The following is a 22,149-nucleotide window of genomic DNA, read 5'->3' on the forward strand; positions in this document are numbered from 1 at the left end:
CGCGCGATCGTGGCTGGATCGGAGGTGATGCGCGATTTTCGGCGGCACTGTTGCTTCCCCGGCAACGATCGCCCCGGGCGCGGCAGCCGTTCCATACGCTCCTGCGCTACCCTGTATGGATGACCCTGGAACGCAACGAACGTCCGCTCGAAGCGGGCATCCACACCGACCTCGCGGGCCGGATGACCTACGGCGGTTACCTGCATCTGGATCGCCTGCTGACGTCCCAGCACCCGCTGTCGGACCCGCCGCACCACGACGAGATGCTGTTCATCGTCCAGCACCAGGTGGCCGAGCTGTGGATGAAGCTGCTGGTGCACGAGCTGAGCGCCGCGGTCGACCACCTGCGCCACGATCGCGTCTGGCAGTTCGGCAAGGTCGCCGCGCGCTGCAAGCGCGTGCAGGAGCAGCTGACGTCGATGTGGGCGGTGCTGGAAACGCTGACGCCGTCGGAATACATGGAATTCCGCGCCGTGCTCGGGCCGTCGTCGGGGTTCCAGTCGCTGCAGTACCGCACCATCGAATTCCTGATGGGCAACAAGAACGCCGACATGCTGCGCGTGTTCGAGTACGACGCCGAAGTGCAGGCGCACCTGCGCGCGGTGCTGGAAGCGCCCAGCCTGTACGACGAGTTCCTGCGCTACCTCGCGCGCTGGGGCCACGCGGTGCCGGCGGCGCACGTCGAGCGCGACTGGACGAAGGCGCACGTGTCCGATCCGGCGCTGCTCCCGGTGTTCGAGCGCATCTACGAGGACACCGGCACTTACTGGCGCGAGTACGCGCTGTGCGAGGACCTGGTCGACCTGGAGACGCAGTTCCAGATCTGGCGCTTCCGCCACCTGCGCACGGTGATGCGGGTGATCGGCTTCAAGCGCGGCACCGGCGGTTCCAGTGGCGCCGGCTTCCTCAAGCAGGCGCTGGACCTGACCTTCTTCCCGGAACTGTTCGAAGTGCGTTCGTCCGTCGGGCCGGGACGCTAGGCCGCGCATGGACGCCGTGCCGCTGCCGCCGGTCGCGCAGGGACTCGCCTGGGCAGGCGCGGCGGCGGTGCTGGCCTGGGCGGCGCGACGCCTGCCCTGGCACAAGGTGCGCAACGACGCCGAAGCCGTGCGCGTGCTGGCGATCGCCACGCTGCTGCTGGCCGGCATGCGCTGGTTCAACGCCGACGCGCTGCAGGGCGTGAAGCTGCATTTCCTCGGCGCCACCGCGGCGACGCTGATGTTCGGCCCGCGCTTCGCGCTGTGGTCGCTGGCGATGGTCAGCGCCGCGGCCACCGCGATGGGCAGCGACTGGCAGGGCTGGGCCGCGGATTTCCTGGTCTGCGGCGCGGTGCCGGTGCTCGTCACCGAGGCGGTGGGCCGCTTCATCGAATCGCGGCTGCCGCAGAACCCGCTGGTGTATGTGTGGATCCGCGGCTTCCTCGGCGGCGCGCTGGCGATCGCCGCCGCGAACCTGCTGAAGGCGGGCGTGTCCGCGTGGCTGGACGATCCCGCGCTCGCGGCGTACCTCGCGGCCACGCCGCCGATGATGTTCGGCGAAGGCTTCTTCTGCGGCGGGACGATGGCGCTGGTCGTCGTCTACCGACCGCAGTGGTGCGCCAGCTTCGACGACGCACGCTACCTGCGTTCGCGCTGACGCCGCGGCGCGCCGGCCCGACCAGTCGAAGCCGGCCAGTCGACGCGGGCCTGTCGACGCCGCCTTGCCGACCGTGGCGATCCGCCGTCCGGCGTGGACGCGCGGCCGGGCGGCCGGCATCCTGCACGAGACCGGCCTGCTGCGGCGCAGCAGGCGCCGCGGTTTGACGCCCGGAACCCGGTCGGTCATCCTCCGGCGGCCCGCCCCGCGGCGCGGCTTCGATTCCCGTTTCCATCGCCAGCAGAGAGAAACCGCATGAGCGGAGCGTCCGTTTCAGACGACCGAACCCAGGTCATTCCCGACTTCCAGCAGGTCCTGGGGCATCCCAGGCCGCTGTGGATGCTCTTCATGTCCGAGTTCTGGGAGCGCTTCGCGTTCTACGGCATCCGCTGGGCCATGACGCTGTACATCGTCGCCCAGTTCCACGGCGGCGATGCGTCCGGCGAGAAGCCGGCCAGCGAGCTCTACGGCGCCTACCTGGCGCTGGTCTATGCCGGCGCGATCTTCGGCGGCTACGTCGCCGACAAGCTGATCGGCTACCAGCGCTCGATCCTGCTCGGCGCGGTGATCATGGCCATCGGCCTGTTCATGCTGGCGGTGCCCACCGAGACGGTCTTCAAGCTCGGCCTCGCCACCATCATCGTCGGCAACGGCCTGTTCAAGCCGATCATCTCGACCATGGTCGGCAAGCTCTACATGCAGGGCGATGCGCGCCGCGACGCCGGCTTCACCATCTTCTACATGGGCATCAACCTCGGCGCGTTCCTCGCGCCGCTGATCACCCAGTACCTGGCGAAGAAGGTCTTCGGCGCCGAGATGCCCGCCTACAAGGTGGTGTTCATCGCCGCCGGCATCGGCATGCTGGTCAGCCTCGTGTGGTTCTGGTTCGGCCGCAGCCAGCTCAAGGGCATCGGCCTGCCGCCGCCGGAAGCGACCAGCCTCAAGCGCGTGGTGCTGGTGGCGATCGGCGCCGCCGCGGCGATCCCGGTGTTCTACGCGCTGCTCACCATCGACGCCACGGTGCTGCAGTACATCCTGATGGCGTTGCTGGTCGGCCCGGCCATCATGCTGCTGGTCGAAGGCATCCGCGAAGGCAACGTGCCGCGCGACAAGGTGATCGCGATGCTGATCATCCTCGCCTTCAACGTGTTCTTCTGGTGCTTCTTCGAGCAGGCCGGCAGCTCGTTCAACTTCCTCGCCGAGAAGATCGTCAACCGCGACATCGGCATGCACGGGCTGTTCAACACCTTCGCCGGCGAGCCGGCGTTCCCGGTGTCGTGGTTCCAGAGCGTGAACTCGGTGGCGATCATCACCCTCGCGCCGATCATCGCGTGGATCTGGGTGAAGATGGGCCGCGCCAACCCGTCGATCCCGCGCAAGTTCAGCCTCGGCCTGATCTTCAACGGCCTGGCCTTCCTGCTGCTGATGTTCGCGCTGACCAAGCTGATCGGCGACGACGGCAAGATCCCGTTCTGGACGCTGTTCGCGGTGTACTGGATCCAGTCCGTCGGCGAGCTGTGCCTGTCGCCGATCGGCCTGTCGATGGTGACCAAGCTGGCGCCGCAGCGCCTCGCCGGTTTCGCCATGGGCGCGTGGTTCCTGTCGATCGCGATCGGCAACAACCTCGCGGGCATCTTCGCCGGCCACGCCAGCGGCGAGGGCGGCATGACCACCGGTTCGGCGCTGGCGGCCTACACGATGGGCTTCTACATCCTCGCCGGCGCCGGCGTGCTGCTGTTCGTGGTCGGCGGCCTGGTCAACAAACTGATGCACGGCGTGAAGTAAGCTGGTGTCGCGCCCGGCTTGCCGGGCTGCGTGAGGTGCAGGGAAACGGGTCCGTGCATGCGCGGGCCCGTTTTCCGATGAGGGGACGCCGGGGGGATGCCGGCGGGAAGTCGTTCACGAAGGATCGAGGGGTGTCGTCCACGGGCCGCGCGGCCCGAAGCAGGGGAGATCCGCGATGCAAGCTGTGAACCGGCCATCGACGACGTATTGGGTCGTCGCGATCCTGATGCTGGCCTGGAACCTGATGGGCGTGATGGCCTACATCGCGCAGGCCACGATGACGCCCGAGGCGCTGGCGGCGCTGCCGCCGGCCGAACGCGCGGCCTACGCCGCGATCCCCGGCTGGGTCACGGTCGCCTACGCATTCGCGGTGTTCGGCGGCGTCGCCGGCTGCCTGCTCCTGCTGGTGCGCAGCCGCTGGGCCCCGCTGGTGCTGCTGCTGTCGCTGCTCGGCGTGCTCGCGCAGATGAGCTACGTGGTGTTGATCGCGAAGGCCTACGTCGCCTACGGTCCGCGCGCGCTGATCATGCCTGCGCTGGTGATCGCGGGCGCGTCGTTCCTGTTGTGGTTCGCCCGCCGCGCGACGCGGCGCGGCTGGCTGCACTGACGCGGCTCATGCCTCGTCGAGATCGCGCAGGCCGCGTGCCAGTTTCTCCAGCAGCGTTTCCAGCTGCGCCTTCTCGCCCTCGGCGAAATGCGCCAGCAGCGCGCGTTCGCGCGCCAGCGCCAGCGGCACCACTTCGTCGTAGATGCCGTAACCGGCGGCGCTGAGCTCCAGCACGGAGCGGCGGCGATCGTCGCCGTGCGTGTCGCGCTGCACCAGACCGCGTTCCAGCATCCGCGCCAGCGCGCGGCTCACGGCGACCTTGTCCATCGCCGTGCGTTCGGCCACGCCGTTCGCCGACAGTCCCGGCTCGCGCCCCAGCACCGCGATGACGCGCCACTCGGTGATGCCGATGCCGAAGCGCGCCATGTAGATCTCGGCGATGTGCTGGCTGATGCGGTTGCTGACCACGCTCAGCCGGTAGGGCAGGAAATGCTCGAGATCGAGCTGCGCGTGCGGGGCGGCGTCGGCGGTCATGACATCCCTTGCATATAGTTTCATCTGAAACTATATTCGCGGCACGCGACCGCCGCAAGCGCGGTCGCGCTTCGTCTCGTCCGCCTCCAGGAAGCCCGCCATGAATGCACAGCCCGATCCCGGCATGTCGATCGTCACCTTCGAGAACCCGATGGGCATCGACGGCTTCGAGTTCGTCGAATTCGCCGCGCCCGCGGACCAGGCCGCGCACCTGCACGACTACCTGCGCCGCCTCGGCTTCGTCATGGTCGCGAAGCACAAGACCCGCGCGATCAGCACCTACCGCCAGGGCGACTGCACGTTCCTGGTGAACGAGGATCCGGATTCCTTCGCCGCCGATTTCGCCGCGAAGCACGGCCCCTGCGCCTGCGGTTTCGCGATCCGCGTCAACAAGCTCGCCGAATGGGTGCGGGTGCAGGCGCTGAAGAACGGCGCCACGCCGATCACGCACAAGGAACTGACCAAGGCCGTGGCCGCGCCGGTCATCGAAGGCATCGGCGGCTGCATGCTGTACATCGTCGACCGCTACGACGACAAGGGCACCATCCATGATCCCGACTACGAGTGGCTGCCGGGCGCCGAGATGATGCCGAAGGGCCTGGGCCTGACCTTCATCGACCACCTCACCCACAACCTCTACTTCGGCAACATGGAGAAGTGGGCGGATTACTACGAGCGCCTGTTCAACTTCCGCGAGATCCGCTACTTCGACATCAAGGGCGCGAAGACCGGCCTGCTGTCGAAGGCGATGACCGCGCCGGACGGCATCGTGCGCATCCCGCTGAACCAGTCCAGCGATCCGAAGTCGCAGATCAACGAATACCTGCAGCAGTACAACGGCGAAGGCATCCAGCACATCGCCTGCTTCACCGACGACATCTACGTCACCGTCGAGGCGATGCGCGCCAACGGCATCGAATTCCTCGACACGCCCGACACCTACTTCGACGTCGTCGACGAACGCGTGCCGAACCACGGCGAGGACCTCGCGCGGCTGGCGAAGAACAAGATCCTGATCGACGCGGACCCGAACGATTCGCAGCGCAAGTTGCTGCAGATCTTCACACAGAACGCGATCGGCCCGATCTTCTTCGAGATCATCCAGCGCAAGGGCAACGAAGGCTTCGGCGAAGGCAACTTCAAGGCGCTGTTCGAGAGCATCGAACGCGACCAGATGCGGCGCGGGGTGTTGTGACCGCCATGGCCGGCGCCGCGCTCCGGGAGCTGATCGCGCTGTTGTCCTGCGGCGATGAGAGCGGGGAAGCGCTCGAGGTGCTGGCGGTGCAGGTCGAGGCCGCCGAGAGTGATCCGGAGCTGGCGTTCATGGCCGAGCTCGACGCCGATGCGGCGTGGTATCGCGCGGTCGCGCTGCAGTTCGCATTGGCCGATTACACGGTCTGCTCCGACAAGATCGATGAGCTGCACGAGCAGATCGACGACCAGTTCTCCGAACCGCTTCCGGCATTCCCGGAAGTGTTCTGGGGCGAGCCGGTCGACGCCTATTTCGCCTGGCTGGACGAACGGCTGGCCGAGCGCGGCACCGATCGCGGCGGCTACCGGCTGCTGATCTTCGAAACGGGGTTGAGCGACGAGTTGATCGCGTTCGTGGTGCTGCGGTGCGATCTGCCGCGCATCCTCGCGCTGGCCTCGGCACTGGAATTGCGCATGGCGCCCGCGGCGCCCTGATCCCGGCCGCGCGAGCGGCCCGCGTCATCGTCGGAACGGCGGGCCGTGCCTGCCACAGCTTAGGTGATCACGATGAAATCCAACGGTTATCAATCCGGCTTCGGCAACGAATTCGCCAGCGAGGCGCTGCCCGGCGCGCTGCCGGTGGGGCGCAATTCGCCGCAGCAGGTCGCGCACGGGCTGTACGCGGAGCAGATCAACGGCACCGCGTTCACCGCGCCGCGGCACCAGAACCGCCGCAGCTGGATGTACCGCATCCGGCCGGGCGTGATGCACGGCGGTTTCCTCGCGCACGCGCAGCCGGAATTCCACAATGACTTCGGCGACGGCCCGGTGCCGCCGGACCAGCTGCGCTGGAGCCCGCTGCCACTGCCGGGCATCGATGCCGCCGCGGCCGCGGTCGATTTCATCGACGGCCTGTTCACGATGGCCGGCAACGGCTCGCCCGCGGCGATGTCGGGCGTCGCGATGCTGCTGTACGCGGCGAACCGCGACATGACCGGCCGCTTCTTCTACAACGCCGACGCCGAGATGCTGATCGTGCCGCAGCAGGGCCGGCTGAAGATCGACACCGAGCTGGGCGTGGTCGAGGTCGAGCCGCAGGAGATCGCGGTGATCCCGCGCGGCATCCGCTTCCGCGTGTCGCTGCCCGACGGCGTCGCGCGCGGCTACGTGTGCGAGAACTTCGGCGCGTTCCTGCGCATCCCGGACCTCGGCCCGATCGGCAGCAACGGCCTCGCGAATCCACGCGATTTCCTCACGCCCAACGCGGCGTACGAAGACGTCGAGGGCGACTTCGAGCTGATCGCCAAGTTCCAGGGCCACCTGTGGCGTGCGCCGATCGACCATTCGCCGCTCGACGTGGTGGCGTGGCACGGCAACCACGCGCCGTACAAGTACGATCTGCGCCGCTTCAACACGATCGGGTCGATCAGCCACGACCATCCCGATCCCAGCATCTTCCTCGTGCTGACCTCGCCCACCGATTCCGCCGGCGTGGGCAACCTGGACTTCGTGATCTTCCCGCCGCGCATCCTGGCGATGGAGAACACCTTCCGGCCGCCGTGGTTCCACCGCAACATCGCCAGCGAGTTCATGGGCCTGATCCACGGCGTGTACGACGCCAAGGCCGACGGCTTCCTGCCCGGCGGCTGCTCGATCCACAACTGCATGACCGGCCACGGCCCGGATGCGGTGACGTTCGAGAAGGCCTCGCACAGCGACACGTCGAAGCCGGACTACATCCGCGACACGATGGCCTTCATGTTCGAGACGCGGGCCACGATCCGGCCCACCCGGCAGGCGCTGGACGCCGCGCACCGCCAGCGCGAGTACACGCAGTGCTGGACCGGCCTGCGCAAGCACTTCACCGGCTGATCTCCGCGACTTGATCCGCGCGATCTGATCCGCGCGACCGGCGCCGGTCGCCGGTCGCGTCGTGCAGCACGCCCGGCGGGCGATTGCGCGACGCAGGGTGCCCGCGTCTTCAGCCACGCGCGGCCATGCTCGGTGCTCCCGTTTGCCGGAGCCGCCCCCATGTCGCCCCGTTGCCTGTCGTTGTCCTGCCTGTTCGTCGCCACGTTCGTGATCGCCGGCTGCGGCGAACGCACACCGCAGCCCGCCGCCGGGGCCGCGCCACCGCCTGCCTCCGCCACGCCCGCGCCTGCGGACACGCCGGCCCCGATGCCGCAGACGCCGGCCGCGCCGGCGCCGGCCTCCGGCGCGATCACCTACGCCGGCTTCGGTCCCGCCGCCTTCGGCGCGGATGCGGAAGCGGTGCGCATGGCCTGGGGCAAGGACCTCGCCGGTGCGCCGTCCGAGCCGGACGGCTGCCATCGGCTGGTGCCGACGCCGGGCGGCGACGGCCCGCCGCGCATCGCCTTCATGGTCGAGGGCGGCAAGTTCGCGCGGATCGACGTCGCCACGCCGGACATCGTCGCGCCGGGCGGCGGCACGGTCGGCACGACCGCGGCGCGGATCCTCGCGCTGCATCCCGGCGCGCAGTCGATGCCGCACAAGTACGTCGAAGGCGCGCGCACGCTGCGCGTGGCCGATCCGGCCGGCAGCGGCGCGGCGCTGGTGTTCGAGACCGACGCACACGACGTCGTCGTCGCGTGGCGCATCGGCGTGCCGCCGCAGATCGATTACGTCGAAGGCTGCGGCTGACGCGCGTTCGATGCGACTGGCCGGCATGGGCCCGAGCGGCATGGGTCCGATCCGCATGGACCTGACCTGCATGGGCCTGACCGGCCATCTGGCATAGAATCGGGCGATTCATCCTTCCGGAGAACGCGCGATGTTCGAGGCCATCGGCTGGTGCGTGCTGGCGCTCGCGTTGCTGGCGCTGGGCGGCGATTCGGTGCTCAAGGGCGCGTCCGGGCTGGCGCGGCGCTTCGGGCTGTCGGCGTTCGCCACCGGCCTGTTGCTGGTGGCCTTCGGCACGTCGATCCCGGAGCTGGCGGTCAACCTCCGCGCGCTGTTCGTCGGCAGCCAGAGTCTCGCGCTCGGCAATGCCGTGGGCAGCAACATCGTCAACGTCGGTCTCACTCTCGGTCTCGCGGCCATCGCCGCGCCGCTGGCGGTGCGCTGGCGCGCGCTGGGGCCGCTGCTGGCCTGCCTCGTCGCCGCGACCATCGCGGTGATCGCGCTGGGCTACGACGGCGTGCTCACGCGCATCGAAGGCATCGGCCTGGTCGTCGTGTTCATCGCGGTGCTGGCCTTCGTGCTCACCCGCAGCGGCCGCGAGTCGCCCGAGCTGCACGCGACGCTCGCCGGCTATCTCGACACCGACACCGGCCTCGGCCGCAACCTGCTGCGCTTCGCGCTGGGCGGGGCGTTCCTGTTCTTCGGCGCGAAGCTGCTGGTGACGCACGCGCCGGTCGTGGGCCTCGCCTGGGGCTTCACGCCGCTGATCACCGGCCTGATCGTGGTCGCGATCGCCACCGCGGTGCCCGAAGCCGCGGCTGCGGTCGCCGCGGCGCGGCGCGGGCTGGGCGACATCGTCGTCGGCCATGTCATCGGCTCCAGCCTGTTCAACCTGCTGATCGTGGTCGGCGGCATGGCCGCGATCCGTGACCTGCCGGTGCCGGATTCGTTCGTCCGCTTCGAACTGCCGGCCGCGCTGGCGTCGGCACTGCTGCTGTATCCGATGCTGCGCCGCGACCTGCAGATCAGTCGCGCCGAGGGCTGGGTGCTGTTGCTGGCCTTCCTCGCGTGGCTGGCGTTCGAACTGTTCGGCACGCGGTGACCGGCGCATGACGCCCGGCGGCAGCCTCGCCCGCGTCCTGCCGCCGCGCGCGGCGCGCGCCCTGCAGGAATTCTTCCGGCTGGAAGCCGCGGGCGGCATCCTGCTGATCGCCGCCGCGGTGCTGGCGATGCTGTCGGCGAACTCGCCGCTGTCGGGCCTGTACGACGCCTTTCGCGACCTGCCGGTGCAGGTGCGCGTGGGGCCGCTGAACCTCGCCAAGCCGCTGCTGCTGTGGATCAACGACGGCCTGATGGCGATCTTCTTCCTGCTGGTCGCGCTGGAGATCAAGCGCGAAGTGCTCAGCGGGCAGCTGTCCAGCGTCGGCCAGCTGCTGCAGCCGCTGCTGTGCGCCGCGGCCGGCGTGGCGTTGCCGGCGCTGATCTACGCAACGGTCAATCGCGGCGACGCGCTGGCGATGCGCGGCTGGGCGATCCCCGCCGCCACCGACATCGCGTTCGCGCTCGGCATCCTGTCCTTGCTGGGCTCGCGCGCGCCGGTGGCGATGAAGCTGCTGCTGTCGACGATCGCGGTGCTCGACGACCTCGCCGCGATCGTCATCATCGCGCTGTTCTACACCAGCGAACTCTCCGGCGTCGCGCTCGCGGGCGCGGGCGTCGCGATCGTGGCGATGTTCGCGTTGAACCGTTTCGGCGTGCGCGCGTTGACGCCCTACCTGCTGCTCGGCGTCGTGGTCTGGGTGTGCGTGCTGAAGTCGGGCGTGCACGCCACGCTGGCCGGCGTCGTCACCGGGCTGATGATCCCGCACGTGCGCCGCGACGACGCCATCGACGACGAGATCGAGCATTCGCCGCTGGAGCATCTCGAACACGCGCTGCATCCGTGGGTGGCGTACGGCATCCTGCCGCTGTTCGCGTTCGCCAACGCCGGCCTGTCGCTCGCGGGCCTGTCGCCGGCCGATGCGCTGGCGCCGGTGCCGCTGGGCATCGCGCTGGGGCTGCTGCTGGGCAAGCCGATCGGGATTGTCACTGCCGCGGTGCTCGCGCATGTCACCGGGCTCGCGCGCTTCGGCGAGGGCATGACCTTTCGCGCGGTGGTCGGGCTGGGCCTGCTGTGCGGCATCGGCTTCACGATGAGCCTGTTCATCGCCTCGCTGGCGTTCGAGGCCACGCCCGGACTGGCCCGCGACAGTGTGCTCGGCGTGCTCGCTGCGTCGGTGCTGGCCGCGACCGCGGGCTACGCCTGGCTGCGCGTGGCGCTGCCGCCGGCGCGGGATCGCGTGGCGGATGACGCGCCCGATCCTGCGTCCGCGTCCTGATGGCCGGCGTCGATTTCACCGCGCACTGGGCCGGGATCGCGGCGATCGTGCTGTTCGTCGCGGCCTACGCGCTGGTGATCGCCGAGGAATCCACGCAGCTGCGCAAGTCGCAGCCGATGATGCTGGCCGCGGCGGTGATCTGGGCCGTGCTGGCGGTGGTGTCGGCGCCGCTGGGCGCGTCCGAACAGCTCGCCGAAGCGGTGCGCCACTACCTCGTCGAATACGCGGAATTGCTGTTGTTCCTGCTCGCGGCGATGACCTACGTCAACGCGATGAGCGAGCGGCGCCTGTTCGAAGCGTTGCGCGTGCGCTTGCTGCGTCGCGGTTGGGGTTACCGGCGATTGTTCTGGGCCACCGGCGCATTGGCGTTCCCGATGTCGGCGCTGATCGACAACCTCACCACCGCGCTGGTGATGTGCGCCGTGGTGCTGGCGGTGGGCCGCGACAGCCCGAAGTTCGTCGCGCTGGCGTGCGTGAACATCGTCGTGTCCGCGAATGCCGGCGGCGCGTTCACGCCGTTCGGCGACATCACCACGCTGATGGTGTGGCAGCACGGGCACGTCGGCTTCTGGACGTTCTTCGCGCTGTTCCTGCCGGCGCTGGTGAACTGGCTGGTGCCGGCGCTGTGCATGCATCCGGCCGTGCCGGCGGGCGCGCCGGCACCGTCCGACGAAGCCGTGTCGCTGCGCCGCGGCGCGCTGGTCATCGTCGCGCTGTTCGCGCTGACCATCGTGCTGGCGGTGGGCTTCCACCAGTTCCTGCACCTGCCGCCATTCCTCGGGATGATGGCCGGGCTGGCGCTGCTGAAGCTCTACGGTTGGCGGCTGTCGCGCACGGTCGCGGCGCGCGATGCGCAGGGCGCGGACGCACAGGAGCTGGCCGACTTCGACCGCCAGGGCGCGCCCGGCGACGTCGACGCCTTCGACAGTTACGAGCAGGTGGCGCGCGCGGAGTGGGACACGCTGCTGTTCTTCTTCGGCGTGATCCTCTGCGTCGGCGCGCTCGGTTATTGCGGCTGGCTGGCGCTGGGCTCGCAGGTGTTCTACGGCGACCTCGGCGCGACGCAGGCGAACATCCTCGTCGGCCTGCTCTCGGCGGTGCTCGACAACATCCCGATGATGGTCGCGGTCTTGCAGATGGCGCCGGACATGAGCACCGGGCAGTGGCTGCTGGTCACGCTCACCGCCGGCGTCGGCGGCAGCCTGCTGTCGGTGGGCTCGGCCGCGGGCGTGGCGCTGATGGGGCAGGCGCGCGGGCAGTACACGTTCTTCGGACACCTGAAATGGACGTGGGCGGTGGCGCTGGGCTACGCCGCGTCGATCGCCGTCCACTTCGCGGTCAACGCGCGGTACTTCTGAACGATGGCGCCTTCTGCATGAAAACCGCGCTCGTGTTCGGCGCCAGCGGGCAGATCGGCCTGCCGCTGCTCGACCTGCTCCGCGACGACGGCTGGCGCGTGGTCGCCGTGTCGCGCGAGATGTATCCCGATCGTCCGGGCCTGGAATGGCGGCGCGCCGATCTGTCGCGCGACGACGGCCTGCCGTCGCGACCCGACGCGGTGTTCTGCTGCGGGCCGCTCGACCTGTTCGCCGCGTGGCATGCGCGCACCGCCGTGCGCACGCCGCGCGTGGTCGCGTTCGGTTCGACCAGCATCGATGCCAAGCGCGGCTCGGCCGATGCCGGCGAGCGCGAACTCGCCGAGCGCCTGCGCACCGCCGAACAGCGGCTGTTCGAGACCGCGGCCGCGCGCGGCGAAGGCGCCACGGTGCTGCGGCCGACGCTGGTCTACGGCCGCGGCCGCGACAGGAACCTGAGCCGGATCGCGGCGATCGCGCGCCGCTTCGGGCGCATCGCGCTGCCGCGCGACGCCAACGGCCTGCGCCAGCCCGTGCACGCGGACGATCTCGCGCGCGCCGCGTTCCTCGCGCACGACGCGCGCGCCGCGCACGGCCGCGCCTACGCGCTGCCCGGCGGCGAGACGTTGCCGTATCGCGAGATGGTGACGCGGGTGTGCGCCGCGCTCCAACCGCCGGCGCGGCTGCACGAACTGCCGTCGCCGTTCTTCAACGCGCTGCTGGCGGCGGCGCACGCGGCGGGCTTCGCGCTGGATTTCAACGAAGCCGCGGTGCGGCGGATGCGCAACGACCTGGTGTTCGACGATGCCGACGCGCGCCGCGATTTCGCCTACGCGCCGCGCCGCTTCCGCCCGACCGCGGCGATGTTCGCCGCGGCGGAGTGAGCGTCCTCCTGCGGAGGACGCGGGTGACTCACAGGTCGAAATCGCCCGGCGACGTCTTCACGTTGCGGTCGAAGCGCAGTATCGCCACGAACACCGACGTGCCATCAACAAAGCGCACGTCCAGCCCGGTCGGATGGCCGTTCGCGAACCAGACCATCGCGTCGGCGACGCTGGTGCCGTAAGTGTCGGGCGCGAGCCGTGCGCCGTACACGCCGGACTTGGGCGTGCCCGGCGGCAGGTCGAACGCCTTGCCGAAACGGAAGAGTTCGCCGGCGGTGCCGAGCAGCCACACCGCGAGCGGATCGAGCGCGGCGTCGGTGCTGTCCTTGCCGGACAGGCCGGTGGCCTTGTCCTGCCAGCGCACGGTGCCGGCCTCGGCGACGGCGACGAACTCGTTCCATGCGCCGGGACGCAGGCGCAGGCGCAGGCGGTCGGGGCGTTCGAACAGCAGCTCGGCCGGAGAGCGTTCCGGCGCATCGCGCTTGCCGTTCTTGGCGGGCGCGGGATAGCGATCGACGCTGGCCTCGACGAGGCCGCTGTAGAGCGTCTTGTCGAGCGTGGCGAGGTCGGCGGAGGCGGAGGCCGCGTGTGCGGCCGGCAGGCCGCCGGCGCCGAACGCGAGCGCCAGCGCGAAGGCGATGCGAAGGAAGGATCGCGGAATCATGTCGAGGCTCCTGGAATCGGGCGGTGGCGGCGCGTCACTGGCCGCAGCCGAGGGTGACGGTGGTGCGCAGCGAGGCGGGCGGCGTCATGCCCTGCAGCACGCTGCACTGCGCGGCGGGATCCACGACGACTGCACGCACGGCGTAGGTGCGCAGCGCGGCGACTTCCGCGGGCACGCCCGGTTCCGAGGTGTCGAAGCATTGCCCGGGATCGAGGTCGCGTTCCAGCATGCTGCCCGGCGCGCCCGGCACGGTGATGCGGATTCGCCGCGTGCTGCTGTTGCAGATCGTGCGGATGCGCAGGTTCGACGACAGCTCCGGCGGACCGGGGATCACGCCGTCCGCGTTCACCGGCTGGCCACCGGCGCACATGCCGCCGTGTTCGACGGTCCGCATCACCGTGCCGGTGAGGCGCTGTGCGGTGGCGGTGTTGTTGACCAGCCAGCGCGAGCGGAAGCCCGGCATGCCCGACAGGGTCGTGATCGGATAGAACAGCGAGGGCGAGGCCGCGGTGAACGTCACGGCGGTGCTGTCCGTCGACGGCATGAAGTCGACGTTGCCGGTGAAGCCGGTCGTCGTCTGCGGTGCGAAGTCGGCGGGCGTGCTGGTCATGGTGATGGTCGGCGCCAAATCCGGGCAGCTGAAGCCCGGGCGCGACACGCAGGCCTGTTCCTGGGTGAGGTTGTAGCTCGCGCTGACGGTGTCGCCCGGGCAATACAGCGCCGGCGACACGCGGCCGATGTCCTGACCGGGCGGCACAGGCGCATGCGGCAGGGCGCAGCCATTGGTGAGCAGGACGCCGGCAGCGAGCACGGACAGCCCGCCGCGGACGAGGAGGCGGATCGAAGACATGCGGAAGATCTCCGTCGGGAAATGGCGTGGTGCGGGATGGACGATGTCAGCGACGGGTGTCGCCGCAGGTCGGAGGCGGCCCGGTGCGGTTCACGGGCGCGTGGCTACGGCGAAGGTGCGTGCGATCCATGCAGGGGCATCCTGGTCGGGGGCGTCGCGACGGGCGCGCCGCCGTGAAGCGGTGGAGAGCGTCAGGGCGCGGCGGTCAGCGGGCGTTGATCAGAGCGTGAAGTCGCCGGGCTTCGTCGGCACGTTCTGCTTGAACGACAGCACCGAGATGAACACGCGGCTGCGGTCGCTGAAGACGAACTCGAACCCGACGGGCTGGTCGTTGCCGAACCACGCCGTCGCGGCGATCACGCTGGTGCCGAAGCTGCGGGGCGCGAGATTGACACCGCGCACGGGGTTCTTGGTGCTGACCGCGACTTCCTTCGCCGGCGCGAACTGCAGCAGTCCGCCGATGGTGCCGAGCAGCGCCTGCGCGGCGGGATCGACGACATCCACGGTCTTGCCCTGCCCGGACAGGCCGGTGCCGAGGTCGATCCAGCTCACCACGCCGCCGCTGGCGGCCGCGCGGTATTCGTTCTTCGCGCCGGGACGCAGCACGAAGCGGAACTGGCCCGGTCGCGCGAACAGCAACTGCGCCGGATACACCGTCGGCGCCGCGTACTGGCCCTTGGTGTTCGGTGGTGCGTACAGCGAGACGCGCGCGTCGAGATAACCGGTGGTGGTGGCCTTGTCCAGCGCGATCAGGTCGGCGGTGGCGGTGTTGACTGCCTCGACCCGCGTCGGGGCGACGAGCACGCACAGCGAAGCGGCGAGGGCGGTCGTGAGGAGCGGACGGAAGAGCGTCATGGGCGTTCTCGAAGAAGGGGTCGAAGGAAGACCGGGGGCATGGGGCGATGAATGCAGCGACGGGGGCGCGGTCGCGTTCAACGGCAGCTCATCCGCGCGAGCGTGCGCAGCGACGGCGGCGGCACGTTCGGGCCGGTCGCGGTGCAGCGCGTGGCGGGATCGACGACGGCCGGGCGCACGTCGACCACGCGGGCGTCGGCCGTGCTGCTCGGCACGCCGGGCATCGAGCCCAGGCACGCGCCGGGCGACAGCGTCTGCGTGTACGTGCTGCCGTCGGGGCCGCCGGACAGGGTCACGACCACCGCGACGGCGTTGATGTTGCACAGGTCGGTCAGGCGCATGTTGGCCGAGAACTGCGGCAGGCCGGGCAGCGTCTGCGGGCTGTTGACCGGCGTGGCGCCGGCGCACATGCCGTCGTGCGCCAGCTCCTGGTTGACGCCGGAGATCCGCGTCGCGACCTGGGTCTGGTCGAAGCTCTCGCGCTGCACGAAGACACGACCTTCGGGCCTGACTTCGGCGGTGGGGACCAGCACGCTGTCGCGATCCGGATTGAACAGGACGCTGACATTGGGCGCCGCCGGTGCCGGGAACGAGACGCTGCCGACGAAGTTCGTGATCGACTGCGGCGTGAACGCCATCGGCGTGCTGCTGATGGCCACGACCGGGAAGAAGCTCGCGCAGCTCGCGTCCGGCGGGCAGACGTCGGTGCCCTGGAAATCGAACGACGCCGTGATCGTGTCGCTCGGGCAGTACTGCCGCGGCACGATGGCGGTGTAGGCGGGATGCAGGTTGCCGCGGTTGATGATGCAGCCGGTCGCCACGATCGCACTGCACAGGGCGATGACGGTGCAGCGGAACGCGGTACGGTACGACGGACGCATGCGGAACTCCTTGGGTGGACGGGACGGGACGGCGGCGACGCGGCGCGGAGGCGCGTGGCCTCAGCGGCAGGCGATGCGCGCGACGGTGCGCAGCGCCGCCGGCGGATTGTTCGGGCCCACGGCGCTGCAGCGCGCGGCGGGATCGGCGATCAGCGGACGCACCGACACCACCGTGGAGATGTCGACGCCGGTGGGCACGCCCGGCATCGACGGATCGATGCAATCGCCGGTCGACAGCGTCTGCGTGTAGACCGCGCCGGGCACGCCGCCGCTGAGCGTGACTTCCATCGGCACGCCGCTGCGGTTGCACAGGCCCACCAGGTGCGCGTTGGGCGAGATCCGCGGCGCGCCGGGCACGTTTGCAGGCGCGTGGGTCGGCGTGTTGCCGGCGCACAGGCCCTCGTGGGTCAGTTCGATCTCGAACGGGCCGGTGATGCGGCGCGCGGTCTTGTCGCCGTCGCGCACGTTGGTGCGCCCGATCGGCGTGCCCGGGCTGCCGTCGGGATTGCGGGTCGGGATCAGCACGTTGCCGCCGTCGTTGTTGATGTCGTAGTGCACGCTGACGGTGTCGCCGCTGGCCGGGAACGACACGCTGCCGCGGTAGTCGCGGATGGTCGTGGTCGTGAACGAGCCGGTGGGGCTCGACAGCGTGAGTGTCGGGAAATACGCGGAGCAGTCGTCGCCGGCGGGACAGCTCGCTTCGCCGAGGTAGTCGAAGCCGGCGGTGAGCGTGTCGCCGCTGCAGTACTGCTCGGGCTGCAGGGTGTAGGGCGCGTTGATCGGGCGGCGATCGAGCTGGCAGCCGGTGGCCACCGCCGCGGCGCAGGCGGCGATCGTGCAGAAGCGGACCAACTTGCGCAGGAAGAGACGGGACATGGCGGGCTCCGGGCGTTCGCTGCCGATCCGTTCGGCGGGGTGAAGGTGTCGTACCCCGGATTCACGTCATTGGCCGCGGCGATCGGACAACCGCCCGCGGACGTCCCCGGCCGGGACGTTCAGTCGCGGCCCAGCGCCTTCGCCCGGGCGCGCAGCGCGATCGCCATCACGCCGCCCAGCACCATCGCCCCGCCCAGCCACAGCCGCGGCCCCGGGCGGTCACCCCACACCACGATCCCCAGCGCCACCGCGAACACCGGCACCAGCAGCAGGTAGGGCATCACCTGCGCCACGGGGTGCCGCTGCACCAGCCGGAAGAACAGCGTGTGCCCGACCAGCGACGCGACGATCGCCGAATAGGCGGCCGCGCCCCACACCACCGGGCTCGCGGCGCGCAGCGCGTCGACAGCGCCGGGCTCGATCGCAGCGCTGATCGCCAGCAGCGGCAGCACGCCGATCAGCGCGGTCCAGCCCTGCAGGCCGACGGCGTCCACGCCGGAGAGTCCGCGCATCAGCACCGTGCCCAGCGCGATCAGCAGCGCCGAGAACAGCATCATGCCGAGCGCGGCCGGATGATCGAGCACCAGCGGATCGAAGCCCAGCACCAGCACGCCGGCGAAGCTGACCGCGATCGCCGTGCCGGTGCGCCACGCGAAGCGTTCGCCGCGCAGCATCCACGCCAGCAGCACCGACATCGGGATGTAGCTCTGCAGCACGATCGCCGGCGACGACACATCGCCCGCGAGGCGCAGCGCCCACAGGCTGGTGCCGAAATGCAGCGCGCCGTTGAGCAGCGCCACCGCCACCAGCCGCGGCCACTGGTCGCGCGGCGGCGGCCGCAAGAACGCGACCAGCATCGCCCCGAGCAGCGCCAGCCGCACCGCGCTGAACAGGAACGGCGGCACCTCGCGCAGCGCGAACGCGGAGGTGAGGAAGTTGCCCGCCCACGCCAGGCAGACGATCAGCGCCAGCGCGAAGTCGCGCGCGCCAAAAGCGGGGATCGATGCGGGCACCGCGGTGGCGCGATCGCTCATGCGCGCGGGCCGCGCGCGCGAAGCCCGCGCATCAGTACGCGATGCCGAAGCGGCGCATCACCTTCGCCAGCACCCACGCGGGCCCGATCAGCAGGTACACCAGATCGGTGAGGAAGCTCGGCTTCTTGCCTTCGAGCTTGTGGCCGACGAACTGCGCGATCCATGCGACCACGAACACCGCGATCGCGACCTTCAGCAGCATCGACAGGCCGATGCGCTCCTGCAGGTAACGATCGATGCCGAGCATCACCACCAGCACCGCCAGCATGCCGAAGCCCAGCGTGCGCGAGGCGCGGTAGTAGAACATCCACGCGGCGAACGACGCGAACGCGGCCCATGCGCCGGCACCGAACAGCGTGCCCGGCACCGGGATGCACCACAGCAGCGCCGTCACCGTCCACAGGATGGTCGGCACGGCGATGAAGTGGATCGTCTGGTTGGTCTCGTTCTGGTGGTCGGCCGAATACTTGGCGAACCAGGCATCGATGGGGCGTTCGGCGGTGGCGGTCGTCATGGCGGACTCCGGCGGAAAGGGGCGGGGCGCAATCAACGGTAATGCAGGTTGACCGCGAGGAAGAACAGGAACAGCCCGGTCGGGCCGTCGACGGATTCGGGAAGGTCGAAACGGAAGCTGCGCTTCCACAGCGTGAAGCCGGTGGTCTCGGCGAGCGTGCCCACGGTGCGGCCGCCGTCGTCGAGCAGTGCGTAGTGCAGCGAGAACACGCCGGGGCGCTTCTCGAAACGAAATGTCGTGCCGCGGAGATTCGCGACGTAATCGCGCTTGCCGTCTACCTTGTCGGCGAAGGCGAGTGTCTCGCCGTTGCCGTCGACCAGCGAGAAGCGGAAATCGCTGGCGATCACGCCGTCGCGTGTGCGTTCGTAGTCGATGCGATGGCTGCGGCCGTCGAAGTCGATCACGATCGGATCCTTCGGCAGCGTCTTCAGCCGCAGCTCGCCCTTCGCCGTCCCGGACGCCACGGCCGCGGCGTAGCGGAACTTCGAGAAACCGGAGGTGATGAGCAGGGACGTGGCGGGCATTGGCGGTCGACTATCGTAGTGCAGGAATCATTCAAACGTGTTAGTGCAGGCCGTTGCGCGTATATGAAACATCTGCTGGGCGCACCTATTTTCTGAAAACTAAAAAATTTAAAAATCTTCGTATATGGAATGAAATGTTCGAATGCGGGAGAATATTAATTCAGCGTCCGGCGCCATGCTGATTTCACGAGCGAATTCATCTATTTCCCTTGTATTACGGACAAGTACTTCAAATCTTGTAAGCGCAAGATTGATGCCGCCCGGGCATCTCCATTCTCTTTCATGGGTGAAATCGATGTTTGGATATTCGAATCTCACGTGACGCCAGCGCTCGTCTTGTGGTATCCATTGTCCTTCTTCATCGGGAAGGTACATCACGGGTCTTGCGCCCTGCGCCCATGCGTCTGCCTTATTTAGCATGACTCCATATGGGCCATAAGGTCTGTTTGAATTTCTTCTTTGTCTAATTATATTCTGAACTTCAGAAAATGGTGACTCCGTAAGACAGGCGGCTATGCGATTTCCTTTTACGAAGCCATCATTTCCAGACCCCCGTATTTCGAGATTCAAAATAATGGAATAGAGCGCGTCTTTAGATCGTGTCCCGTTTCTGTCACCAGTCAGGTGAATAAGTGTGTCGCTCACATCCGAGCGATCTGGAAATGTATACATTGTCTCCTCGCCCTCAAGAGATTTTCAGTCGACGCTGATCCCCGCCAGCCGCTGCAACGCCTCGGCGTACTTCGCGCGGGTGCGGTCGATCACGTCCTGCGGCAGGCGCGGGCCGGGCGCGGTCTTGTTCCAGTCCAGCGTTTCCAGATAGTCGCGCACGAACTGCTTGTCGTAGCTCGGCGGGCTGATGCCGACTTCGTACTCGTCGGCCGGCCAGTAGCGCGACGAATCCGGCGTCAGCATCTCGTCCATCACGTACAGCCGGCCGTCGGCGTCGGTGCCGAACTCGAACTTGGTGTCGGCCAGCAGGATGCCGCGCTGCGCGGCGTAGTCGGCGGCGTGGCGGTACAGGCGCAGCGTGGCGTCGCGCACCTGTTCGGCCAGTTCGGCGCCGACCGTGCGCACCATCGTGTCGAAGTCGATGTTCTCGTCGTGGTCGCCGACGGCGGCCTTGGTCGACGGCGTGAAGATCGGCTCGGGCAACTGCTCGGCCTGGCGCAGGCCGTTCGGCAACGTGATGCCGCTGACGCGGCCGGTGCGCTGGTAATCCTTCCAGCCGCTGCCGATGAGATACCCGCGGGCGATGGCCTCCACCGGCACCGGCTTGAGCTTCTTCGTCACCACCGCGCGCTTCGCATACAGCGCGGCGTCGACGCCTTCCGGCAGCACCGACGCCACGTCGATCCCGGTGAGATGGTTCGGCAGGATGCGCGCGGTCTGCTCGAACCAGAAATTGCTGATCTGGCAGAGCATCTCGCCCTTGCCGGGGATCGGGTCGGGCAGCACCACGTCGAACGCGCTGAGCCGGTCGGTGGCGACCATCAGCAGCAGCGGGCCCCGGTCGCGCGCCCCGGCGGGCAATCGATCCGGCGGCAGGTCGAACACGTCGCGGACCTTGCCGCGATGCCGCAGGGGCAGGCCGGGGAGATCGGAGTCGAGCAGGGTGGTCGCCACGCGCAGTCCGTCGGAAGCGTTCGGGCCGCCTAGTGTACGGCCCGCCGTGCCCGCGAGGAGGGCCGCCGGGCCTGTAAACTGTGCCCCATGACGCGCTGGTACGGAAAAGTCCTCGGCCTCGCCGCCGGCTGGCTGCTGACGCGCCATCCGGACGGCATCCTGCTGGGTCTGCTGCTGGGCCACGCCTGGGACGCCGGCTGGTTCCGCCGCGCCCCCGCGCCCGTGCAGGATGGCCCCTACCGCGTCCTCGGCCTCGACCCCGACGCCACCGACGCCGAAGTCGAACAGGCCTACCGCCGCCTCATCGCCCAGTACCACCCCGACCGCCTCGTCGGCGTCGCCGAAGACCTCCGCCGCCAGGCCGAGGACAAGGCCGGCGAGATCAACGCCGCGTACGACAGGATCCAGAAGCAGCGCAGGACGCGCTGAACCGTCGCCGTCCTCCTTCACACGATCAGGCTTCCGCCATGCACCCCACCGTCATCGCCCCCTCCATCCTGTCCGCCAATTTCGCGAAGCTCGGGGAGGAGGTCGACGCCGTCCTCGCCGCGGGGGCGGACTGGGTGCATTTCGACGTGATGGACAACCATTACGTGCCGAACCTCACCATCGGGCCGCTGGTCTGCGAGGCGCTGCGCAAGCATGGCGTGACCGCGCCGATCGACGTGCACCTGATGGTCGAGCCCGTGGACCGCATCGTGCCCGACTTCGCGAAGGCCGGCGCGTCGCTGATCAGCTTCCATCCCGAGGCCAGCCGCCACGTGCATCGCACGATCCAGCTGATCAAGGCGCAGGGCTGCCAGGCCGGCCTCGTGCTGAACCCGGCGACGCCGGTCGAGGTGCTGGACTACGTGCTGGACGAACTCGACCTGGTGCTGCTGATGTCGGTGAACCCGGGCTTCGGCGGGCAGAGCTTCATCCCGTCGGCGCTGGACAAGCTGCGCGTGGTGCGCCAGCGCATCGACGCCGCGACCGCGCGCACCGGCAAGGCGATCCGGCTGGAGATCGACGGCGGCGTGAAGGTCGACAACATCGCCGAGATCGCGAAGGCCGGCGCCGATACCTTCGTCGCCGGCTCGGCGATCTTCGGCCAGCCCGACTACGCGGGCGTCGTGTCGGCGATGAAGGCCGCGGTGGCGGCGGTGCGTTGAACCGCGACGCACGCAGCCCCTCTCCCCGCGGGAGAGGGGTTGGGGAGAGGGTCGATCGCATCGCGATGCCTGCAACGCGCACGTCGCACGCCGACCCTCATCCGGCCCTTCGGGCCACCTTCTCCCGGTGGGAGAAGGGAACAGCAGGCGCGTTCCGACCACGATGAAGACTGCGGTGGCGGCGGTGCGTTCAATCATCCTGTCATCCCGAGCGCAGCGAGGGAC

Annotated in this window: 25 protein-coding genes; 14 read left to right on the forward strand and 11 right to left on the reverse strand. The window is 69.2% G+C overall.

Annotated elements, in window-relative coordinates; genetic code table 11:
- The first annotated feature begins 119 nt into the window (after positions 1–119).
- The 4 genes from ACT53Q_RS05140 (at position 120) to ACT53Q_RS05155 (ending at position 4,027) form a co-directional block, all read left to right on the forward strand.
- On the forward strand, positions 120–980 hold the full coding sequence (locus ACT53Q_RS05140; protein WP_476185585.1) for a tryptophan 2,3-dioxygenase: 861 nt from the start codon (positions 120–122) through the stop codon (positions 978–980).
- A gap of 7 nt (positions 981–987) precedes the next feature.
- Complete coding sequence (locus tag ACT53Q_RS05145; protein ID WP_476171992.1) at positions 988–1,635, forward strand: energy-coupling factor ABC transporter permease; 648 nt, start codon at positions 988–990, stop codon at positions 1,633–1,635.
- 255 nt (positions 1,636–1,890) lie between these two features.
- Entirely contained in the window at positions 1,891–3,420 is a 1,530-nt protein-coding gene (locus ACT53Q_RS05150) for a peptide MFS transporter (RefSeq protein ID WP_476185586.1), read from the forward strand.
- 175 nt (positions 3,421–3,595) lie between these two features.
- Positions 3,596–4,027, forward strand: coding sequence for a hypothetical protein (locus tag ACT53Q_RS05155; RefSeq protein ID WP_476185587.1), 432 nt, complete (start codon positions 3,596–3,598; stop codon positions 4,025–4,027).
- A gap of 6 nt (positions 4,028–4,033) precedes the next feature.
- On the opposite strand, the gene ACT53Q_RS05160 is transcribed toward ACT53Q_RS05155, so the two are convergent.
- Complete coding sequence (locus tag ACT53Q_RS05160; RefSeq protein ID WP_476185588.1) at positions 4,034–4,501, reverse strand: MarR family winged helix-turn-helix transcriptional regulator; 468 nt, start codon at positions 4,499–4,501, stop codon at positions 4,034–4,036.
- Positions 4,502–4,601: 100 nt separating this feature from the next.
- Between ACT53Q_RS05160 and hppD the strand changes: the two genes are divergently transcribed.
- The 8 genes from hppD (at position 4,602) to ACT53Q_RS05200 (ending at position 12,949) form a co-directional block, all read left to right on the forward strand.
- Entirely contained in the window at positions 4,602–5,696 is a 1,095-nt protein-coding gene (hppD, locus tag ACT53Q_RS05165) for a 4-hydroxyphenylpyruvate dioxygenase (protein ID WP_476185589.1), read from the forward strand.
- Entirely contained in the window at positions 5,693–6,187 is a 495-nt protein-coding gene (locus ACT53Q_RS05170) for a hypothetical protein (protein ID WP_476185590.1), read from the forward strand. Before hppD ends, ACT53Q_RS05170 begins: the two co-directional genes overlap by 4 nt.
- A gap of 72 nt (positions 6,188–6,259) precedes the next feature.
- Positions 6,260–7,564, forward strand: a complete 1,305-nt coding sequence (gene hmgA / locus ACT53Q_RS05175) for a homogentisate 1,2-dioxygenase (RefSeq protein WP_476185591.1) — start codon at positions 6,260–6,262, stop codon at positions 7,562–7,564.
- Positions 7,565–7,723: 159 nt separating this feature from the next.
- A complete protein-coding gene (locus ACT53Q_RS05180; protein WP_476185592.1) occupies positions 7,724–8,353 on the forward strand; it encodes a lectin in 630 nt (209 codons plus the stop codon).
- A gap of 130 nt (positions 8,354–8,483) precedes the next feature.
- On the forward strand, positions 8,484–9,434 hold the full coding sequence (locus ACT53Q_RS05185) for a sodium:calcium antiporter (protein ID WP_476185593.1): 951 nt from the start codon (positions 8,484–8,486) through the stop codon (positions 9,432–9,434).
- Between the two features lie 7 nt (positions 9,435–9,441).
- Positions 9,442–10,710, forward strand: a complete 1,269-nt coding sequence (gene nhaA / locus ACT53Q_RS05190) for a Na+/H+ antiporter NhaA (protein ID WP_476185594.1) — start codon at positions 9,442–9,444, stop codon at positions 10,708–10,710.
- Positions 10,710–12,068 (forward strand): sodium:proton antiporter NhaD, encoded by a 1,359-nt coding sequence (nhaD, locus tag ACT53Q_RS05195; RefSeq protein WP_476185595.1) that lies wholly within the window; start codon positions 10,710–10,712, stop codon positions 12,066–12,068. The genes nhaA and nhaD overlap by 1 nt, the downstream gene beginning before the upstream one ends.
- Before the next feature lie 17 nt (positions 12,069–12,085).
- Positions 12,086–12,949 (forward strand): NAD-dependent epimerase/dehydratase family protein, encoded by an 864-nt coding sequence (locus ACT53Q_RS05200; RefSeq protein WP_476185596.1) that lies wholly within the window; start codon positions 12,086–12,088, stop codon positions 12,947–12,949.
- A gap of 28 nt (positions 12,950–12,977) precedes the next feature.
- Here the strand turns inward: ACT53Q_RS05200 and ACT53Q_RS05205 are convergent, their stop codons facing one another.
- The 10 genes from ACT53Q_RS05205 to ACT53Q_RS05250 form a co-directional block, all read right to left on the reverse strand.
- Complete coding sequence (locus ACT53Q_RS05205; RefSeq protein ID WP_476185597.1) at positions 12,978–13,613, reverse strand: hypothetical protein; 636 nt, start codon at positions 13,611–13,613, stop codon at positions 12,978–12,980.
- Positions 13,614–13,647: 34 nt separating this feature from the next.
- Positions 13,648–14,463 (reverse strand): hypothetical protein, encoded by an 816-nt coding sequence (locus ACT53Q_RS05210; RefSeq protein WP_476185598.1) that lies wholly within the window; start codon positions 14,461–14,463, stop codon positions 13,648–13,650.
- Between the two features lie 219 nt (positions 14,464–14,682).
- The gene (locus ACT53Q_RS05215; protein WP_476185599.1) at positions 14,683–15,318 is read right to left on the reverse strand and encodes a hypothetical protein; all 636 of its coding nucleotides are present in this window, start codon (positions 15,316–15,318) and stop codon (positions 14,683–14,685) included.
- A gap of 77 nt (positions 15,319–15,395) precedes the next feature.
- Positions 15,396–16,199: a hypothetical protein gene (locus tag ACT53Q_RS05220; RefSeq protein WP_476185600.1), complete on the reverse strand. Its 804-nt coding sequence runs from the start codon at positions 16,197–16,199 to the stop codon at positions 15,396–15,398.
- A gap of 60 nt (positions 16,200–16,259) precedes the next feature.
- Positions 16,260–17,075 (reverse strand): hypothetical protein, encoded by an 816-nt coding sequence (locus tag ACT53Q_RS05225; protein ID WP_476185601.1) that lies wholly within the window; start codon positions 17,073–17,075, stop codon positions 16,260–16,262.
- A 119-nt stretch (positions 17,076–17,194) separates the two neighbouring features.
- A complete protein-coding gene (locus ACT53Q_RS05230; protein ID WP_476185602.1) occupies positions 17,195–18,109 on the reverse strand; it encodes a DMT family transporter in 915 nt (304 codons plus the stop codon).
- A 31-nt stretch (positions 18,110–18,140) separates the two neighbouring features.
- Positions 18,141–18,623, reverse strand: coding sequence for an Mpo1 family 2-hydroxy fatty acid dioxygenase (locus ACT53Q_RS05235; protein WP_476185603.1), 483 nt, complete (start codon positions 18,621–18,623; stop codon positions 18,141–18,143).
- 32 nt (positions 18,624–18,655) lie between these two features.
- On the reverse strand, positions 18,656–19,147 hold the full coding sequence (locus ACT53Q_RS05240) for a hypothetical protein (protein WP_476185604.1): 492 nt from the start codon (positions 19,145–19,147) through the stop codon (positions 18,656–18,658).
- 108 nt (positions 19,148–19,255) lie between these two features.
- Positions 19,256–19,792, reverse strand: coding sequence for a hypothetical protein (locus ACT53Q_RS05245; RefSeq protein WP_476185605.1), 537 nt, complete (start codon positions 19,790–19,792; stop codon positions 19,256–19,258).
- A 51-nt stretch (positions 19,793–19,843) separates the two neighbouring features.
- Positions 19,844–20,773 carry a phosphoribosylaminoimidazolesuccinocarboxamide synthase gene (locus ACT53Q_RS05250; RefSeq protein ID WP_476185606.1) on the reverse strand — a complete coding sequence of 310 codons (930 nt, stop codon included), beginning with the start codon at positions 20,771–20,773 and terminating at the stop codon, positions 19,844–19,846.
- A gap of 87 nt (positions 20,774–20,860) precedes the next feature.
- On the opposite strand from ACT53Q_RS05250, the gene ACT53Q_RS05255 reads away from it, so the two are divergent.
- Together ACT53Q_RS05255 and rpe are read left to right on the forward strand one after the other, a co-directional pair.
- Entirely contained in the window at positions 20,861–21,202 is a 342-nt protein-coding gene (locus ACT53Q_RS05255; RefSeq protein WP_476185607.1) for a J domain-containing protein, read from the forward strand.
- A gap of 38 nt (positions 21,203–21,240) precedes the next feature.
- The gene (gene rpe, locus ACT53Q_RS05260) at positions 21,241–21,924 is read left to right on the forward strand and encodes a ribulose-phosphate 3-epimerase (RefSeq protein ID WP_476185608.1); all 684 of its coding nucleotides are present in this window, start codon (positions 21,241–21,243) and stop codon (positions 21,922–21,924) included.
- Positions 21,925–22,149: the final 225 nt, after the last annotated feature.

It is taken from the genome of Lysobacter sp. DMC97 (assembly GCF_056313745.1).

Bases quoted from the DNA above. Each gene is read 5' to 3' on its own strand.
- ACT53Q_RS05180 (WP_476185592.1), top strand. From the start codon at position 7,724: ATGTCGCCCCGTTGCCTGTCGTTGTCCTGCCTGTTCGTCGCCACGTTC.
- ACT53Q_RS05140 (WP_476185585.1), top strand. From the start codon at position 120: ATGACCCTGGAACGCAACGAACGTCCGCTCGAAGCGGGCATCCACACC.
- ACT53Q_RS05155 (WP_476185587.1), top strand. From the start codon at position 3,596: ATGCAAGCTGTGAACCGGCCATCGACGACGTATTGGGTCGTCGCGATC.
- hmgA (WP_476185591.1), top strand. From the start codon at position 6,260: ATGAAATCCAACGGTTATCAATCCGGCTTCGGCAACGAATTCGCCAGC.
- rpe (WP_476185608.1), top strand. From the start codon at position 21,241: ATGCACCCCACCGTCATCGCCCCCTCCATCCTGTCCGCCAATTTCGCG.
- ACT53Q_RS05240 (WP_476185604.1), bottom strand. From the start codon at position 19,147: ATGCCCGCCACGTCCCTGCTCATCACCTCCGGTTTCTCGAAGTTCCGC.
- ACT53Q_RS05145 (WP_476171992.1), top strand. From the start codon at position 988: ATGGACGCCGTGCCGCTGCCGCCGGTCGCGCAGGGACTCGCCTGGGCA.
- ACT53Q_RS05235 (WP_476185603.1), bottom strand. From the start codon at position 18,623: ATGACGACCGCCACCGCCGAACGCCCCATCGATGCCTGGTTCGCCAAG.
- ACT53Q_RS05215 (WP_476185599.1), bottom strand. From the start codon at position 15,318: ATGACGCTCTTCCGTCCGCTCCTCACGACCGCCCTCGCCGCTTCGCTG.
- ACT53Q_RS05230 (WP_476185602.1), bottom strand. From the start codon at position 18,109: ATGAGCGATCGCGCCACCGCGGTGCCCGCATCGATCCCCGCTTTTGGC.
- ACT53Q_RS05220 (WP_476185600.1), bottom strand. From the start codon at position 16,199: ATGCGTCCGTCGTACCGTACCGCGTTCCGCTGCACCGTCATCGCCCTG.
- nhaD (WP_476185595.1), top strand. From the start codon at position 10,710: ATGGCCGGCGTCGATTTCACCGCGCACTGGGCCGGGATCGCGGCGATC.
- ACT53Q_RS05160 (WP_476185588.1), bottom strand. From the start codon at position 4,501: ATGACCGCCGACGCCGCCCCGCACGCGCAGCTCGATCTCGAGCATTTC.
- hppD (WP_476185589.1), top strand. From the start codon at position 4,602: ATGAATGCACAGCCCGATCCCGGCATGTCGATCGTCACCTTCGAGAAC.
- ACT53Q_RS05255 (WP_476185607.1), top strand. From the start codon at position 20,861: ATGACGCGCTGGTACGGAAAAGTCCTCGGCCTCGCCGCCGGCTGGCTG.
- ACT53Q_RS05210 (WP_476185598.1), bottom strand. From the start codon at position 14,463: ATGTCTTCGATCCGCCTCCTCGTCCGCGGCGGGCTGTCCGTGCTCGCT.
- ACT53Q_RS05205 (WP_476185597.1), bottom strand. From the start codon at position 13,613: ATGATTCCGCGATCCTTCCTTCGCATCGCCTTCGCGCTGGCGCTCGCG.
- ACT53Q_RS05225 (WP_476185601.1), bottom strand. From the start codon at position 17,075: ATGTCCCGTCTCTTCCTGCGCAAGTTGGTCCGCTTCTGCACGATCGCC.
- ACT53Q_RS05200 (WP_476185596.1), top strand. From the start codon at position 12,086: ATGAAAACCGCGCTCGTGTTCGGCGCCAGCGGGCAGATCGGCCTGCCG.
- ACT53Q_RS05185 (WP_476185593.1), top strand. From the start codon at position 8,484: ATGTTCGAGGCCATCGGCTGGTGCGTGCTGGCGCTCGCGTTGCTGGCG.
- nhaA (WP_476185594.1), top strand. From the start codon at position 9,442: ATGACGCCCGGCGGCAGCCTCGCCCGCGTCCTGCCGCCGCGCGCGGCG.
- ACT53Q_RS05150 (WP_476185586.1), top strand. From the start codon at position 1,891: ATGAGCGGAGCGTCCGTTTCAGACGACCGAACCCAGGTCATTCCCGAC.